The organism is Rhizobium sp. M10 (assembly GCF_002531955.1).
Lineage (GTDB): Bacteria > Pseudomonadota > Alphaproteobacteria > Rhizobiales > Rhizobiaceae > Rhizobium > Rhizobium etli_C.
This window is the reverse complement of the sequence record NZ_NWTA01000010.1, coordinates 36,403-52,002: the sequence shown is the minus strand read 5'-3', so window position 1 is coordinate 52,002 and position 15,600 is coordinate 36,403. Positions and strand designations below refer to the sequence as shown.

Sequence of the window (15,600 nt, the reverse complement as noted above, 5' to 3'; positions counted from 1 at the left end):
ATGACTGAGAGCAAGAGCCGTTTCGTCGTCTCCGCCGACTGGCTGCAGGCCGAGCTCGGCAAACCGGATCTGCGTGTGCTGGACGCCTCCTTCTATCTGCCGGCGCAGAAACGCGACGCCGATGCCGAATACGCGGCCGGCCATATTCCCGGCGCCATCCGTTTCGACCAGGACAAGATCGCCGACCATTCGACGTCGCTGCCACACACGATCCCCTCGCCCGATTATTTCGCCATTGAGGCCGGCCGGCTCGGCATCAGCGAGAACGATCGCATCGTCGTTTATGACGGCATCGGCGTGTTCGCCTCGCCGCGGGTCTGGTGGCTGTTCCGGGTCATGGGGGCAAAGAACGTCTTCGTGCTCGACGGCGGTCTCGACGGCTGGAAGGCCGAGGGTCGTCCGCTCGAAACCACGGTGCCCGGCCATGCGCCCGCGACCTTCACGCCGAACTTCGATGCGAGCCGCGTGGTGAGGCTCGATGCCATGCGCGACATCGTCTCGAGCGGCGCGATGCAGATCGCCGATGCCCGCAGCGCCGGCCGCTTCGCCGCCACCGAGCCTGAGCCGCGGGCCGGCATGCGCTCCGGCCATATGCCCGGCGCCCGTAGCCTGCCTTCCGGCGTCTTTGCCAGCCAGGGCCGGTTCAAATCACTGCCCGAACTCCGCCAGACGATCGAGGAGGCCGGCATCGATCTTTCGAAGCCAGTCGTCACCTCCTGCGGCTCGGGAATCACGGCGGCCATCATCACGCTGGCGCTGGAATCGCTCGGCCATCACGACAACAAGCTTTATGACGGTTCATGGAGCGAATGGGGCAGCCGTGACGATACGCCCGTTGTCACCGGCCCGCCGACGCCGGTCAAAGCCTGATCGCCATGGGGAAGACACCCGCTTCGCTGAAAGCTCACATCACTCGTCTCGAAATGACGGCAGCGCCGAAAACCAGCATGCCGGTGCCGGTCAATATCCAGACAGCGATCATGCGCGCGCCCGGCATACCGCTGCCCTTCTACCGCTATCTCTACCGGCAGGTGGGCGCGCGCTGGCAATGGGTGGACCGGTTGCGCATGAGCGACGAGCAGCTGACCCAGGCGCTGAATGACAAGCGCAACAATATCAGCGTCCTCTATGTGAACGGCGCCCCTGCCGGCTTCTATGAATATTTCTGCGAGGACGAGGATACGATCGAACTCTGCCATTTCGGCCTGATCGAACATGCGCTCGGCCTCGGCATCGGCAAATGGTTCCTGCTGCAGGCGCTCTATGCCATCTGGTCGCTCAATCCGAAGCGGGTCACCACCACGACCAACAATCTCGACCATCCGCGCGCGCTGCAGCTTTACCAGATGTACGGCTTCTCCCCGGTCTCGACCGGCACCGGCATCGTCCGGCCGCTGAGCGACAAGGAACTGCTGGAGATCGCGCGGAAAGGCTGAGGGGGTGGTTCCCGGTGCACGTGTCTGCTTGCTACCCATATCGGGTATAGCAGGCTATATGGGGAAAGCGCCTAGCCCGGCCGCCCCTCATTCCTGTGCTTGTCACAGGAATCCAGCTACGGCGCGTCTGCGCCGTGAATGAAGCAATACTATAACGGAAATAGTCTATCGCGCCCAAGGACTTGGGCGCGCTGGATTCCTGTGACAAGCACAGGAATGAGGGAGGCGAGGTGGAAATTTCCTCCACGCGTTGAGGAATTGGCATGCCTGGCTTCACGAACGAATTTGCCGCGGCGATCTCGACAAATAATAGCAGGCGCAAGAAACGGGTGGCTTGGGCGATGACCTGGGCGCATTTCATGGCAACCACCAAGGAGATTTGCCATGACCGCCATCCGTTTTGCCGCCATGCCGACTGCCGATGCCAGAGCCCTTTGGAATGGCGGCCGCGACGCCTATGACAGGCTGCCGGAGACAATGGTTTCCGATGGCCCGGGTCATCCCTGCCGCCATTGCCTGCGGAATATCGAAGAGGGCGAGGAACTGCTGGTTTTCGCCTACCGGCCGTTTCCGGAACTGCAGCCCTATGCCGAAACCGGGCCGATTTTCCTCCACAAACAGCCGTGCCGGCGTTACGCCGCCGAGGAGATCCAGCCGCCGATACTGACCATGAGTCCCAATTTCATTGTCCGCGGCTACAGCGCCAATGACCGCATCGTCTACGGCACCGGCGCTGTGACCGCTATCGCCGATATTCCCGCCTATGCCGAGACATTGCTCGCGCGGCCCGACATCGCCTATGTGCATGTGCGCTCGGCGCGCAACAACTGCTTCCAGTGCCGGATCGACAAGGCAAAGGCACCGGCCCTTGTGGAGACCGGCGCCCTCACCTACCCCTGAGTCAGGTAACTTACGCTACGTTCAGTACGTTCTCCGGCGCGAAGACCTCATAGCCGAGCGCTTCGGCGACCGGCTTGTTGGTGATGCGGCCCTTATGCACATTGAGGCCATTTCTCAGGTGCTTGTCTTCGGCAATGGCGCGCAAGCCGCGATCGGCGAGCGCCAGGCCATGGACCAGTGTGGCGTTGTTCAGCGCGTGCGCCGAGGTGACGGGCACAGCGCCCGGCATGTTGGCGACGCAATAATGCACCACGCCGTCGACTTCATAGGTCGGATCGGAATGGGTCGTCGCATGCGAGGTCTCGAAGCAACCGCCCTGGTCGATGGCGACGTCGACGATGACGGAGCCCTTCTTCATGCCGGACAGCATTTCGCGCGTGACGAGTTTCGGGGCAGCCGCCCCTGGAATGAGCACGGCGCCGATGATGAGATCGGCCGAAAAAACCTCCTCCTCCAATGCCTGGATGCTGGAATAACGGGTGTGCACACGACCTGCAAAAATGTCGTCGAGCTGGCGAAGGCGCGGCAGCGACTTGTCGAGAATGCTGACATCGGCGCCGAGGCCGGCGGCCATTCTGGCGGCGTGCAAGCCGACAACGCCGCCGCCGATCACCGCGACCTTGGCCGGCAGCACGCCGGGTACGCCGCCGAGCAGGACGCCGAGACCGCCATTGGCCTTCTGCAGCGCGGTCGCTCCCGCCTGGATCGACAGGCGTCCTGCCACTTCCGACATCGGCGCCAGCAGCGGCAGGCCACCGCGTTCGTCGGTCACCGTCTCATAGGCGATCGCGGTGACGCCGGAGGCGATCAGACCCTTGGTCTGTTCGGGGTCGGGCGCCAGATGCAGATAGGTGTAGAGAAGCTGACCGTCGCGCAGCTGCGCCCATTCGGAGGGCTGCGGCTCCTTCACCTTGACGATCATGTCGCACTTTTCGAAGATATCCTTGGCGGAGGCGGCGATCTTCGCGCCAGCCGCCGCGTAGGCGGCGTCATCGGCGCCGATGCCGGCGCCCGCCTTGGTCTCTACCCAGACCTCGTGGCCATGGGCGACGTATTCGCGCACCGAGGCCGGTGTCAGGCCGACACGATATTCATGGTTCTTGATTTCCTTCGGGCAACCGACACGCATTGGCGTTCCTCTCATTCTGTTTCCGCAGCCGCGGATCTCCTCGCACGATGAATCCAACCACCAAGACAGCGAAATGTCCTTGCAAAGACGATTTGCGAAGAAGCGATTTTTCGCGGATTATTGCGTCATCATCATTATTTTTCGAAAGTTCTTCGAATGACTGATCTCGACGCCATCGATCTTGCGATTCTCAAGGTCCTGCAGGCCAATGCCCGCATAACCAACGCCGAACTTGCCGAAAAGATCGGCCTGTCGCCTTCGGCCTGTTCGCGCCGGCTCGACATCCTCGAAAGAAGCGGTGTCATCGGCGGCTATCATGCGCGGCTTTCGCACAAGGCGCTCGATTACAAGATGATCGCCATCGTGCATATCTCGCTCTCCGGCCAGTTCGCCAAAACGCTGGCGGAATTCGAAGCCGCTGTGAAGCTCTGCCCGAACGTGCTCGTCTGTTACCTGATGTCGGGCGAATACGACTATATCCTCAGGGTCGCCGCCCGTGACCTCGAGGATTACGAGCGCATCCATCGCGACTGGCTGTCGGCGCTTCCCCATGTGGTCAAGATCAATTCGAGCTTCGCGCTCAGAGAAATCATCGACAGGCCGAATGTGGGACTTTGAGGCCTTGCTTATTTGCCGAAACGCTGCCCAGACTTTCGGGGCTCGCAGACGTTTTCCCCTTTACGGCATATCATGACATCGAAGACCCACGGTTATATTTTTGCCCTGCTGGCAACCACCATCTTCTCTTTGCAGGACGCCATCTCGAAACATCTGGCGTCGACTTATCCGCCGATCTTCGTGACGATGATCCGCTACTGGGCCTTCGCGCTGTTCACGATCGTCCTCGCTTCGAAGATGCGCGGCGGCCTCCAGGCGACGGCCCGCACAAAGCGGCCGCTTCTTCAGGTGGTGCGCGGCGTGCTGCTGGCCGTCCAGGTGGTTCTGGCCATCACCTGCTTTGCCGTAATCGGCCTCGCCCGCTCGCAAGCGATCTTTTCCGCGACGCCGATCCTGATCGCGCTGCTGTCGATGCCGATCCTCGGCGAGCGGGTCGGATGGCGACGGTGGACGGCGATCGGCGTCGGGCTTTGCGGGGTGCTGCTGATCCTGAAGCCGGAAGGCGAGTTTTTCGACGTGAAATTGCTTCTCGCCATTCTTTCCTGCTTCAACTTCGCCTTCTACGTCATCGCCACCCGTTTCGTCAGCCGCGACGATTCGTCGATGACCAGCTTCTTCTATACCGGCGTTATCGGCGGCATCACGATGACGCTTGTCGGCCCGTTCTACTGGAGCTGGATGTCGCCGGGCGACTGGGGCTGGATGGCGCTCGTCTGCATCACCAGCATTTCCAGCCACTATTTCCTGATCCGCGCCTACGATGTTCTCGATGCCGCCGCCGTCCAGCCGCTGACCTATCTGTCACTGGTCTACGCCTCGATCATCGGTGTGACGATCTATGACGAAACGCTCAGTCTCAACACGGTCATCGGCTCGGTCATCGTCGTTGCCGCCGGCATCTTCACCATCTGGCGCGAACATGTGGTGGGGCGCAGGGCGGCGGCCGCCAACTGAAGTTTCACTGCAATTTTAGCCAAGCCCCTAAAACCATTTCAATTTTCCGGCGCTATGCTCCCCTCGCGTTTCAAAGGGAGACAGCATGAGCAGCAACTTGAAAATCACGGCGCGGAAGGCCGATCGAAAGAATTGCCGCGTCTTCGGCAGTGTCAAATATCTGAACAGCGAAGTGGATGTGCGAATTCTCAACCTGTCGGTGACCGGCGCCGCCCTGGAGACGAAGACCCCGCTCCATGCCGCTTCCGGCAGCAAGGTGCGCATCGAAGCCGAAAACCTTGGAATGCTCGAAGGCATCATCCGCTGGAAGCACAATGGCCGCATCGGCATCCAGTTCGACGTGAATTCGAATGCGCGGGCGCAGATTTCCTCCTATTTCCGCTTTTTCCATAAGGAAATCCGGCCGGTACTCGCGGTGCGTCAACTAAGAGCCATGACCAACGGCGACCGCCCGCCGCATTTGGCGACATTGACGCTGAAATCGTAGGACCGCATCGCTTTTGCGCCGAAGGAGCGGCTGACATCGTTCCGGCAGCTGCCATTGACATTGACGTCGTGCGCAATGGCGGCCTTGCGTCGGCGCCGGACTGGCGCCGCGGTGCGATAAATTGCCTTTTAAAATCATATCGCCTTTCGCTGCCGATTGTTTTGACGTCCTGTCATTTTCGCAGTGTACTCCTCGCCAATTCGTCCTAATTCTGACGGGCCGGACGATTGCATGATCCTATAGGAGAGTTCCATGTCTTCCATTTTTGATGTCGGCGTCATGAGCCGCCGTTCCCTGCTCGGCGGTCTCGCCGCGACTTCCGCCCTGGTGCTGCTGCACCCTTTCAGCGCCCGTGCCAACGGAAACCAGGCGCACCTGCGGCTGATGGAAACGACCGACATTCACGTCAACGTCTTCCCTTATGACTATTACGCCGACAAGCCGAACGACACGATGGGCCTGTCGCGCACCGGAACGATCATCGACAATATCCGCGCAGAGGCCGTCAACTCGCTGCTGATCGACAATGGCGACGTGCTGCAGGGCAATCCGATGGGCGACTACATGGCCTATCAGCACGGCATGAAGGACGGCGACGTCCATCCCGTGATCAAGGCGATGAACACGCTCGGATACACGGTCGGGACGCTCGGCAATCACGAGTTCAATTACGGCCTCGACTTCATGTTCAAGGTCCTGTCCGGCGCGAACTTCCCCTTCGTCTGCGCCAACCTGACCAAGGGCCAGCTCGCCTCGGATCCCAAGCAGGACGATCTCTTCTTCAAACCCTACATCATTGTCGAAAAGCAGATCAAAGACGGCGCCGGCAAGGAGAGCCCTGTCAAGATCGGCTTCATCGGTTTCGTACCGCCGCAGATCATGCTCTGGGACATCAAGAACCTCGAAGGCAAGGCGCAGACCCGCGACATCGTCGAGGCCGCCAAGGCCTGGGTTCCCGCCATGAAGGAAGCCGGCGCCGATATCGTCATCGCGCTCTCCCATTCCGGCATCGACGGAGCAGCACCGTCCGAAAAGATGGAAAATGCCTCGCTGCATCTTGCCGCCGTCGAAGGCATCGACGCGATCTTTACCGGCCACCAGCATCTCGTCTTCCCCGGCCCGAAGAGCTGGGACGGCATCGCCAATGCCGATCCCGTCAAGGGCACGCTGCACGGCAAGCCCGCCGTGATGGCCGGGTTCTGGGGTTCGCATCTAGGCCTCATCGACCTGCTGCTGGAAAAGGACGGCAACAGCTGGAAGATCGTCGATTTCACCTCGGAAGCGCGGCCGATCTATCATCGCGACGACAAGAAGAAAGTGGTCGCCGACTATGCCGACAAGAAGGACGTGGTCGAAGCCGCCAAGGCCGAGCATGAGGCGACGCTCGCCTATGTCCGCACGCCGGTCGGCAAGACGTCGGCACCGCTCTATTCCTATTTCGCGCTGGTCGCCGACGATCCTTCCGTGCAGGTCGTCAGCCAGGCCCAGACCTGGTACATCAAGCAGATGCTCGCCGACACCGAGTACAAGGATCTGCCGGTGCTTTCGGCCGCAGCTCCCTTCAAGGCCGGCGGCCGCGGCGGCGCCGACTATTACACCGATGTGCCGGCCGGCGATATCGCCATCAAGAACGTCGCCGACCTCTATCTCTATCCGAACACGGTGCAGGCTGTCGCGATCACCGGCGCCCAGGTGAAGAACTGGCTGGAAATGTCGGCCGGCATGTTCAATCACATCGACGCCGGCGCGAAGGATGCGCCGCTGCTCAACGCCGACTTCCCGTCTTACAATTTCGACGTGATCGACGGCGTTACATATCAGATCGACCTGTCGCAGCCGCCGAAATATGATTCGTCCGGCAAGGCGATCAATCCGGATGCCAACCGTATTCAGAACCTCGCCTTCGATGGCAAGCCGATCGATCCGGCCCAGAAGTTCGTCGTCGTCACCAACAATTACCGCGCCGGCGGCGGCGGCAGTTTCCCGGAGATCGCTGCCGACAAGGTGATCTTCCAGGCGCCGGACACCAACCGCGACGTCATCGTGCGCTACGTCCACGAGCAGGGCACGATCAATCCGTCGGCCGATGCGAACTGGACCTTCAAGCCGCTGCCGGGCACGACGGCGACCTTCGAAAGCGGCCCGAAGGCGAAGCAGTTCCTCGCTGCGGTCAAGAGCGTCAAGATCGAGGAGGCCGGCGACGGGGCCGACGGCTTCTCGAAGTTCAGGCTCGTTCTTTAACCGAAGGCCTATCGGCGAAGGCGCGGCTCCGCGCCTTCGTCATTCGGCCGCGAGCGGCGGAGCGGTGTCGCGCAGTTCCGCCATCTCGGCATGAAAATCGGCCTGGTTCGGGCAATAGGAAAGCCGCGTGCGGAAGGCGTCGATCATCCAGCTGGCGGCCGGTCCGGGCGGGTTGGCGAGCTGGCGCATCGAATAGATCCCATACTCACCCTGTTCATAGGCATCCAGGTCGAGATGGATCAGCGCGCCGCTGCGCAGATCGTCATGTATGATGGATGCCGGAAGACCGCCCCAGCCGAGACCGGCCTTAATGAGCTGGTGCTTTGTCGCAATATCGCTGACGCGCCACGTCTTGTAGGACAGAACGTTGAAATCCCGCCCCTTCGTCCGGCCTGACGCATCGGTGACGACGAGCTGCACTTCCTCGCGCACGTCGCCGAGCGTGAGCGGCCGGCCGATCGCGGCAAGCGGGTGGTCGGGCGCGGCGACCGGCAGCATGAAGGAATGGCCGATACGTTCGGTGACGACCGAGTCATCCGGCTTGAGGACCGCGCCGCCGATGCCGATCGTCGCCTTGCCGCTCAGAACGAGATCCATGACCATTCCGAGTTCACCGACATTGAGGTTCAACGAAACGGTCGGGTATCTTTCGCGGAATTCGTGCAGCACGTCCACCATAGCGCGGGAAGGCACCATGACGCTGATGGCGACGGAAACCTCGGCTTCGAGGCCCTCCCGCAGGCTCTTGACGCGCGCGCGCATGACCTGCAGGTCGCCCAGAATGCGCCGCGCATCCTCGAGCATCGCCTTACCCGCCTCCGTCAGCTTCGGCTGGCGGGCGCCGGAGCGCTCGAAAAGCGGCATTTCCAGCTGTGCTTCCAGATTGGCGATCGTATAGCTGACGACCGACTGCGCACGGTTCAGCGCCCGCGATGCGGCCGAAAAGCTGCCGGTTTCGGCAACGGTCAAAAACACCTGCAACTGGTCCAAAGTCGGGTTCGGAAGCATCTGCCATCCATTCCATCGATAATTTCGATCGACATTATCACCGTTTTTTCGATAGCGGGCCAGACTTATTTTCCTCCTCGACACCGCGGCTCACCTCCCAGCAACGAGCCGTCAAATTCAATTCGAAAGGAAATGCAGCATGTCGTCCATCCTTCTTCTGACGTCCAGCCCGCGCGCCGAGTCGCTCTCGACCCCGATCGCCGTCGATCTCGCCGAAAAGCTGAAGAACCAGAAGCCGGGCAGCGTCGTCGTTCGCCGTGACCTCGCCTCCAACCCGCTGCCGCACATCGATGACCTGTTCACCGGCGCCATCCGCAAGCCGGCAGAGGCACGCACCGCCGAGGAAGTCGCCGCCATCAAGACGTCGGACGAACTCGTCAATGAACTCTTTGCCGCCGATACGATCGTCATCAGCACCGGCCTCATCAACTTCAACATCTACTCGTCGCTGAAGACCTGGATCGACAACGTCGCCCGCGCCGGTGTGACCTTCAAGTACACGGAAAGCGGCCCGGTCGGCCTCGTCACCGGCAAGAAGGTTTATGTCGTGCTCACCTCCGGCGGCGTCTATTCGCAGGGCCCGGCCGCTCCCCTGAACCATGCCGTGCCGTACCTGGAGTCGATCTTCGGCTTCCTCGGCATCACAGACGTCGAGACCATCTATGTCGAAGGCCTGGCTTTCGGTCCGGAAGCTGCCGAAAAGGCCATCGAAGCCGCCAAGTCGCGCGTCGAGGAAATCGCTCTCGCCGCCTGATCGGTTCTTCAATATTCCATGGGACGGCCGGCCTTCGCCGGCCGTTCGTCATTTGTCGATACCGCCGACAAAATCCCGGACCGTCTCCAGGATTTCGGCCGACAGCGCCTCATCGGAGGAAATCCTGGCAAGACCGACGCCGCCGGCCATCATGGCGAAGGCCATGATCGCCTTGCGCCGTCTTTCCCCTTCATCGGCTCCCGCGGTCTTGCTCGCCAATCCCTCGAAGTTGCGCCTCAGTCCGTCCGTCGCGATCGCTCGCGCCTTCTCGCCGCTGCGCGATATATCGGAGGTCAGCGCAGCAAAAGGACAGCCCTCGCCGGGATTGTCGCGGTGACAGGTGCTGACATAACGCTCGGCAATATCGGCAGCCGTCATCTCCGCCGGGTTGATCCCCTCGGCCTCCAGCTTGCGTCCCCATGAATCGAAAGCCGACTGGATCGCCTCGGCGACCAGATCGTCGCGGGAGGCGAAGTGCTTGTAGAAGCCGCCGACGGTCAGCCCGGCCTCCTTCATCAGGTCGGCAACGCCGATACCGTCGAGCCCCGCTTCGCGCAGCCGCCTGGACGCGGTCTCGACGATCTTCTCATGCGTCTTCTGTTTTTCCAGCTGCGAACGCCCCATCGGTGCCTCTTGACTTATGTAGATTACAATCATAATCCTTATAGATAACGATCATAATCCAGATCGTTGTCATTTCCAAGAGGAGCATGAATCATGCGTCTAAGAAACAAGGTGGCGCTGATCACCGGCGGCAATAGCGGCATCGGTCTTGCGACCGCCAAGGCCTTCATCGATGAGGGCGCCAAGGTCGTGATTACCGGCCGCAATCCGGAAACGCTGGCCGCCGCCGAAAAGGCGCTTGGCGCCGGCGCAGTGGCCCTGAGGCTCGACGTCACCGATGCCATCGCCACCGAAAAGGCCTTTGCTGAAGCGGCCGGAACGGCCGGCAAGTTCGATATCGTCTTCGCCAATGCCGGCATCGGCGGCGCGACACCGCTCGGCGACACGTCGCCCGCGCAATTCGACCAGATCATCAGCACCAATCTCACGGCGGTTTTCTTCACCGTGCAGGCGGCCCTGCCGCATCTTAACGACGGCGCTTCGGTCATCCTCAACGGTTCTGTGCACGCCGTGGTCGGGGCTCCCGGCTGGTCAGCCTATGCAGCAAGCAAGGCGGCGGTGCGCGCGATGACGCGCAATATGGCCTCCGAGCTTGCACCCCGCGGCATCCGCGTCAATCAGGTGACGCCCGGCGGCACGAAGACGCCGATCTGGTCGCCGATGGCACAGACGGAAGACGCGATGTCGGCACTCGAGGCCCGGCTTGGCGGCATGAGCCCGCTCGGCCGCATGAACGAAGCCGACGAAATCGCCAAGGCGGCGCTCTATCTGGCCTCGGATGACGCGTCCAACGTCACCGGTATCGAGATCACCGTCGATGGCGGCATGACGAGCGCGCCTGCGGGCGCCAAGATCTTCCGGGCTGCCTGAGCGAACGAAGGCTGGGCAAGTCGACCTTGCCCAGCATCGCTTAGCCATTCCTGACGCGGTGGGTAATGCGAAACAGGACGATTGCCAAATTGGCGACGGCAAGCAGCAGCAGGACATAGAGCATCGTCTGGATGCCGGAGGAGACGATCAGGTTGCCGGCGATCAGCGGAAAGCCGAAGACGCCGATGAAATAGGACAGCGAGAACAAGAGCAGCGATTGCGGCATAAGGCCCGCGGGCGCCTCGTTTGCCGCCAGGCCATTGATGACGGAATAGGTCAGTCCATAGCCCAGCCCCAGCATCGCCGCGGCGCCGAGATAGGCCAGCTGACTGGATGTCACCACCAGGAACAGCAGGATGGAGATCAGCGTCAGGCAGGTCAGCACCAGAAGCGAATAGAATGGATCCTTCTTGACCACATATCCCGCCACGAACAGCCGGCTCAGGATGGCGGCGGACATGAAGCCGATGAAGAACAGCGAATAGTCAAAACCATGCGCTTTGGCGTAGCTTGTCTGAAAGCTGGACAGCCCGCCGAAGATCGCGCCGCCGATGCCGACCATGACGATGGAATAGATCGCCCGCGAACCGATCACCTGACGGGCCGCGGCAAAGGAGATTTTGTTGACATGCGGGAGAATTTTGCCGGCATAGGTCAGCCGCAGATGCAGCAGGAAATACAGCGCGCCGCCGGTGAGACTGGACAGGAACGCAAAGGCGAAGGCCGTCTCGATCGGCAAGGACCAGCCGGTGGCAATGCGGCCGATGATCGGTCCGGCGCCGATGCCCGACATCATCGATCCCGAAAGCAGAGCAAAGAATCTGATCCGATGTTCCGGCTCGGTGATCGCGGCGACCAGGATGGGACCGAGCGCATAAAAGGTGCCCCAGCCGATGCCGAGGACGAAACCGACGGCCATCAGGTTGAGCCCGGCTGCCGGGACCGTGGCAAATCCCAGCCCGGAGGCGGCAAGAAAGAGCCCGGAAACCGCCACCGCCCGCGCAGAGCCGATGGCATCGGCGATATGGCCGGAGAGGATCACCAGAACGACGGTGCTGACGGTCGCGGCCGAGATGATCAGGCCGGCAAGCGCCTCGTTGCCGCCGCGCTCTCCGACCAGCACCGGGATCAGAAAGGTCACGCCGTAGGCGATCGAAAGAAGAAACCCGCCGATGCACAAAACGGCAAATTCGCCGCCATCAACCTTCCTTCGCACTGCTATATCGCTCATGTCTCCACGCCCCTCGCATGCGAAATCTCGAGGCAATGGAGATCACGTTTGTATTATGCCAACAAGCCGTTTTTATTGTTCTTATAAGCTATTGAAAATACAGACATATGAAGACATTTGTTTGGATTTATGCAACATCTTAAACAGCGGCGCCAGACCTATCGCGTTGATTGGGAGATCGGCCGGCTTAGCCGAGTTTCACCATGCCGGAGCGGCCGACGACGCAGTTGCGGCCGCTCTTCTTTGCCGCGTAAAGCCGGCCGTCGGCAGCCGACAGCACCGTGGTGAAACTGGTGCCGTCCTCGTCGGCGGTCGCAACGCCGATGCTGACGGTGACCGGATTGTCATCCGGCGTCTTGACGCTGGTGGCGATCGTCCAGCGCAGACGCTCGGCAAGCAGCAGTCCTTCCTCATGGTTCGTGCCGGGGCAGACAGCGACGAACTCCTCGCCGCCGAAGCGGAAGATGCGGTCACTGGAGCGCAGCGTCGTGCCGAGCCGGGCGGCGATCGACTTCAGCACCGCGTCACCCTGGAGATGACCGTAACCGTCATTGACGTCCTTGAAGTGATCGGCGTCGATAATGAGAACGGTCGCAGACAGCCCCTGCCGCAGCGCCTCGCGCAACATCAGCGGCGCCTCCAGTTCCATGCGCGTACGGTCATAGACACCGGTCAGCATGTCGCGGCCGGTGCGCTCCAGAAGATCGTTGTAGCGCTCGCGGAATGTCAGATCACCGAAGACGTCGCTGATGGAACGCGCGGCAGCGTCGGCACCGAGGCGGCGGATTCGATATTCATAGATCGCAAACATCGCCCCATAGAGGCAGACGGAGAGCATCTTCGCCTTCCAGCCGCCCCAGAATACGGCGACCGGCACATCGAGGAAATAGTGCAGAGCGGCGAAGAAGCCGATCTGGTCGAAAGTCAGCAGCACGAAGCCGGAGATCATGAAACGCAGCACGACACGCCTGCGGAAGAAATCGCCGAGTTTTTCGTAGAGCAGGATGATACCGAGCGCATCGACATAGAGCAGCGCCGTGCCCCAGATCATCAGCCAGCCCATCTCCTTGAGAAAATCGACGTCGGGCGCATGGTTTGACGATAGTTGCAGCGGCTGGTGCAGTTGCAGCACCCAGGCGATGCCGACGGTGAGCAGGTTGCCGAGGAACAGGCCGTAGATCGGCTGGCGCACCGTCGCGGCATCCTCCCAGAGATACAGCATCAGGATCATCATCAGCTTGCCGGAGAAGAAGACGGATGAACCCGGCGACACATCCCCGAACGGCAGCGAGACGTAAAAGACCGCCGCCAGATAGGTCTCCATGAAATGCATGACGCCGAGCGCCGTCAGGAAGACCCCGAGACCGAGCCGATGGCGGAAGTGCAGAAGCGTCACCATCAGCACGAAATAGGCGACGGCTTCGACGACGAAGAGAACGAGGTTGAGCGTCTCCATTACGACACCTCGGCTGCAGGCCGGCGCCGCCGCGCGGATGCGGCGATCGCGGCTGCCGATCCTTTGATCGATTGTCCGAAAAAGTCAAACACGAGGGCGTCCTGCAAATCCTGCAGGCCGTAGCTTTCACTGCAATCCTTTAAGATTGCGTGAGCGCATTCTCATATTTGGGATGACGGCTCAAGTCACACGATTGAAAAGCAAGGAACTTCTGTCCGACACCCCAGTCGGAACGATCGCGGCTTCAGACCTGGCGAAGCTTCTCGCCGTCGCCGAAGAGCGACGGACCATGCTGGTCGATGATCTGGTGCGCCTTGCGCACCGTGCACTCGATCGCATCGTCGGAGGACGAGAAAAGATCGGCGCGGATGAAATTGCGCACCAGCACCTCGTCGCCGACCTTCTTTTCGATACGGCCGGCCAGACGGTATTGGCTGCCTTCCTTGCGCGGCTCCGCAAAGATCGTGCAATCGCCGTAAAGCTGCGGCTCGCCGGCGGGGCCTGCCGCCTCCGAAGCAGCCTTGCCGCCGGAGAACATCGAAAAGAGATTTGAAAGGAACGAAGCCATGATCCGTCTCTAACACGGCGGTATCGCGCTCGCCAAGTCAAATGATCAGACTGGCGAGGATCTCGTTTTCGGTTATATCCTCGTAACCCATGCCGGCAGCTTCGAAATTTTCGATCAGCCTAGCGAAATTCTCCGGCGCCTTGGTTTCGATGCCGATCAGGATCGAGCCGAAATTGCGCGCCGATTTCTTCAGATATTCGAAGCGGGCGATATCGTCGTCGGGGCCGAGCAGATTGAGGAAATCCCTGAGCGCGCCGGGGCGCTGGGCCAGCCTGAGGATAAAGTATTTCTTCAGCCCTGCGTAACGCATGGCTCTTTCCTTTACGTCAGGCAGGCGCTCGAAATCGAAATTGCCGCCGGAGACGACCGCAACGATGGTCTTGCCGCGGATCGCCTCAGCGTCCATCGCGGCGATCGCCGTCAGCGACAGGGCGCCAGCCGGCTCCAGCACGACGCCCTCGACATTCAGCATCTCCTGAATGGTGACGCAGACGGCGTTCTCGGGCATCAGCTGCACTTGGCTCGCCGGAAAATCGCGAAGCGCGGCGAAATTCAGATCGCCGATGCGGGCGACGGCTGCGCCGTCGACGAAGTTGTCGACCTTGGCAAGCGTCGTCACCTGGCCCGCCTCGATGCTGCGCCTGAGGCTCGGCGCACCGGCCGGCTCGGCAAAGACAAAGGCCGATTTCGGCACGATGCCGTCGAGATAACCGGTAATGCCGGCGGCAAGCCCGCCGCCGCCGACCGGCAGCACGACCATGTCAGGCACCGCTCCATCAGGCAGCTGCTGCAGGATTTCGGCGGCGACGGTCGCCTGCCCTTCGATGATATCGGCGTGATCGAAGGGCGGCACCATGACGCCGCCGATCGCCTCGACATGGTCACGCGCGGCCTGGTAGCACTGGTCGAAGAAATCGCCGAACAGTCGGATGGTGATGAATTCGGCGCCGAACATGCGCGTCTTGTCGATCTTCTGCTGCGGTGTCGTCACCGGCATGAAGACGACGCCCGGCACGCCGAAATGGCGGCAGACATAGGCGAAGCCCTGAGCGTGATTGCCGGCCGAGGCGCAGACGAAGGTCTTGCCTGAAGCACCCTGCCCGATCGCCTTGCGGAAGAAATTGAAGGCGCCGCGGATCTTGTAGGAGCGCACCGGCGACAGATCCTCGCGCTTCAGCCAGATATCGGCGCCGTAGCGGGCGGAGAGATGGTCATTGAGCTGCAGTGGCGTCGCCGGGAAAAGGCTGCGCATTGCCGCTTCGGCGCTTTCGACTTCAAGTCTTGTCACGGGCGTGGTCCATTCCTAAAGAGTAGCCGCCGCCGC

The 15,600-nt window shown here is 61.3% G+C and carries 16 protein-coding genes; 9 read left to right on the top strand and 7 right to left on the bottom strand.

What is annotated here, in order from left to right; genetic code table 11:
- The 3 genes from sseA (at position 1) to CO671_RS17640 (ending at position 2,336) form a co-directional block, all read left to right on the top strand.
- Positions 1 to 870, top strand: a complete 870-nt coding sequence (gene sseA / locus CO671_RS17655) for a 3-mercaptopyruvate sulfurtransferase (protein ID WP_010033069.1) — start codon at positions 1 to 3, stop codon at positions 868 to 870.
- A gap of 5 nt (positions 871 to 875) precedes the next feature.
- Positions 876 to 1,436, top strand: a complete 561-nt coding sequence (locus CO671_RS17650) for a GNAT family N-acetyltransferase (protein ID WP_097607009.1) — start codon at positions 876 to 878, stop codon at positions 1,434 to 1,436.
- A gap of 384 nt (positions 1,437 to 1,820) precedes the next feature.
- Positions 1,821 to 2,336, top strand: a complete 516-nt coding sequence (locus CO671_RS17640) for a DUF1203 domain-containing protein (RefSeq protein WP_097607008.1) — start codon at positions 1,821 to 1,823, stop codon at positions 2,334 to 2,336.
- 10 nt (positions 2,337 to 2,346) lie between these two features.
- Here the strand turns inward: CO671_RS17640 and ald are convergent, their stop codons facing one another.
- Positions 2,347 to 3,465: an alanine dehydrogenase gene (gene ald, locus CO671_RS17635; RefSeq protein WP_097607007.1), complete on the bottom strand. Its 1,119-nt coding sequence runs from the start codon at positions 3,463 to 3,465 to the stop codon at positions 2,347 to 2,349.
- 156 nt (positions 3,466 to 3,621) lie between these two features.
- On the opposite strand from ald, the gene CO671_RS17630 reads away from it, so the two are divergent.
- The 4 genes from CO671_RS17630 (at position 3,622) to CO671_RS17615 (ending at position 7,765) form a co-directional block, all read left to right on the top strand.
- A complete protein-coding gene (locus CO671_RS17630; RefSeq protein WP_097607006.1) occupies positions 3,622 to 4,083 on the top strand; it encodes an Lrp/AsnC family transcriptional regulator in 462 nt (153 codons plus the stop codon).
- 72 nt (positions 4,084 to 4,155) lie between these two features.
- Positions 4,156 to 5,037: a DMT family transporter gene (locus tag CO671_RS17625; protein WP_097607005.1), complete on the top strand. Its 882-nt coding sequence runs from the start codon at positions 4,156 to 4,158 to the stop codon at positions 5,035 to 5,037.
- 85 nt (positions 5,038 to 5,122) lie between these two features.
- Positions 5,123 to 5,524: a PilZ domain-containing protein gene (locus CO671_RS17620; protein ID WP_097607004.1), complete on the top strand. Its 402-nt coding sequence runs from the start codon at positions 5,123 to 5,125 to the stop codon at positions 5,522 to 5,524.
- A gap of 252 nt (positions 5,525 to 5,776) precedes the next feature.
- Complete coding sequence (locus CO671_RS17615) at positions 5,777 to 7,765, top strand: bifunctional 2',3'-cyclic-nucleotide 2'-phosphodiesterase/3'-nucleotidase (protein ID WP_097607003.1); 1,989 nt, start codon at positions 5,777 to 5,779, stop codon at positions 7,763 to 7,765.
- A 39-nt stretch (positions 7,766 to 7,804) separates the two neighbouring features.
- Here CO671_RS17615 and CO671_RS17610 read toward each other — a convergent pair whose 3' ends face one another.
- Positions 7,805 to 8,773 carry a LysR family transcriptional regulator gene (locus tag CO671_RS17610; RefSeq protein WP_097607002.1) on the bottom strand — a complete coding sequence of 323 codons (969 nt, stop codon included), beginning with the start codon at positions 8,771 to 8,773 and terminating at the stop codon, positions 7,805 to 7,807.
- 139 nt (positions 8,774 to 8,912) lie between these two features.
- Here CO671_RS17610 and CO671_RS17605 point away from each other — a divergent pair, with 139 nt between their 5' ends.
- Positions 8,913 to 9,527, top strand: coding sequence for an FMN-dependent NADH-azoreductase (locus CO671_RS17605; protein ID WP_097607001.1), 615 nt, complete (start codon positions 8,913 to 8,915; stop codon positions 9,525 to 9,527).
- A gap of 48 nt (positions 9,528 to 9,575) precedes the next feature.
- On the opposite strand, the gene CO671_RS17600 is transcribed toward CO671_RS17605, so the two are convergent.
- Complete coding sequence (locus CO671_RS17600; RefSeq protein ID WP_010033988.1) at positions 9,576 to 10,151, bottom strand: TetR/AcrR family transcriptional regulator; 576 nt, start codon at positions 10,149 to 10,151, stop codon at positions 9,576 to 9,578.
- A gap of 93 nt (positions 10,152 to 10,244) precedes the next feature.
- On the opposite strand from CO671_RS17600, the gene CO671_RS17595 reads away from it, so the two are divergent.
- Complete coding sequence (locus CO671_RS17595; protein ID WP_097607000.1) at positions 10,245 to 11,021, top strand: SDR family oxidoreductase; 777 nt, start codon at positions 10,245 to 10,247, stop codon at positions 11,019 to 11,021.
- A 40-nt stretch (positions 11,022 to 11,061) separates the two neighbouring features.
- On the opposite strand, the gene CO671_RS17590 is transcribed toward CO671_RS17595, so the two are convergent.
- The 4 genes from CO671_RS17590 to ilvA form a co-directional block, all read right to left on the bottom strand.
- Positions 11,062 to 12,252 (bottom strand): MFS transporter, encoded by a 1,191-nt coding sequence (locus CO671_RS17590; protein WP_097606999.1) that lies wholly within the window; start codon positions 12,250 to 12,252, stop codon positions 11,062 to 11,064.
- 187 nt (positions 12,253 to 12,439) lie between these two features.
- Entirely contained in the window at positions 12,440 to 13,708 is a 1,269-nt protein-coding gene (locus CO671_RS17585; protein ID WP_097606998.1) for a GGDEF domain-containing protein, read from the bottom strand.
- 244 nt (positions 13,709 to 13,952) lie between these two features.
- Complete coding sequence (locus CO671_RS17580; RefSeq protein WP_097606997.1) at positions 13,953 to 14,276, bottom strand: HlyU family transcriptional regulator; 324 nt, start codon at positions 14,274 to 14,276, stop codon at positions 13,953 to 13,955.
- A 37-nt stretch (positions 14,277 to 14,313) separates the two neighbouring features.
- The gene (gene ilvA, locus CO671_RS17575; RefSeq protein ID WP_097606996.1) at positions 14,314 to 15,564 is read right to left on the bottom strand and encodes a threonine ammonia-lyase; all 1,251 of its coding nucleotides are present in this window, start codon (positions 15,562 to 15,564) and stop codon (positions 14,314 to 14,316) included.
- Between the last annotated feature and the right edge of the window lie 36 nt (positions 15,565 to 15,600).

Coding starts and splice junctions, on each gene's coding strand:
- sseA (WP_010033069.1), top strand. CDS start 1: ATGACTGAGAGCAAGAGCCGTTTCGTCGTCTCCGCCGACTGGCTGCAG.
- CO671_RS17650 (WP_097607009.1), top strand. CDS start 876: ATGGGGAAGACACCCGCTTCGCTGAAAGCTCACATCACTCGTCTCGAA.
- CO671_RS17640 (WP_097607008.1), top strand. CDS start 1,821: ATGACCGCCATCCGTTTTGCCGCCATGCCGACTGCCGATGCCAGAGCC.
- ald (WP_097607007.1), bottom strand. CDS start 3,465: ATGCGTGTCGGTTGCCCGAAGGAAATCAAGAACCATGAATATCGTGTC.
- CO671_RS17630 (WP_097607006.1), top strand. CDS start 3,622: ATGACTGATCTCGACGCCATCGATCTTGCGATTCTCAAGGTCCTGCAG.
- CO671_RS17625 (WP_097607005.1), top strand. CDS start 4,156: ATGACATCGAAGACCCACGGTTATATTTTTGCCCTGCTGGCAACCACC.
- CO671_RS17620 (WP_097607004.1), top strand. CDS start 5,123: ATGAGCAGCAACTTGAAAATCACGGCGCGGAAGGCCGATCGAAAGAAT.
- CO671_RS17615 (WP_097607003.1), top strand. CDS start 5,777: ATGTCTTCCATTTTTGATGTCGGCGTCATGAGCCGCCGTTCCCTGCTC.
- CO671_RS17610 (WP_097607002.1), bottom strand. CDS start 8,773: ATGCTTCCGAACCCGACTTTGGACCAGTTGCAGGTGTTTTTGACCGTT.
- CO671_RS17605 (WP_097607001.1), top strand. CDS start 8,913: ATGTCGTCCATCCTTCTTCTGACGTCCAGCCCGCGCGCCGAGTCGCTC.
- CO671_RS17600 (WP_010033988.1), bottom strand. CDS start 10,151: ATGGGGCGTTCGCAGCTGGAAAAACAGAAGACGCATGAGAAGATCGTC.
- CO671_RS17595 (WP_097607000.1), top strand. CDS start 10,245: ATGCGTCTAAGAAACAAGGTGGCGCTGATCACCGGCGGCAATAGCGGC.
- CO671_RS17590 (WP_097606999.1), bottom strand. CDS start 12,252: ATGAGCGATATAGCAGTGCGAAGGAAGGTTGATGGCGGCGAATTTGCC.
- CO671_RS17585 (WP_097606998.1), bottom strand. CDS start 13,708: ATGGAGACGCTCAACCTCGTTCTCTTCGTCGTCGAAGCCGTCGCCTAT.
- CO671_RS17580 (WP_097606997.1), bottom strand. CDS start 14,276: ATGGCTTCGTTCCTTTCAAATCTCTTTTCGATGTTCTCCGGCGGCAAG.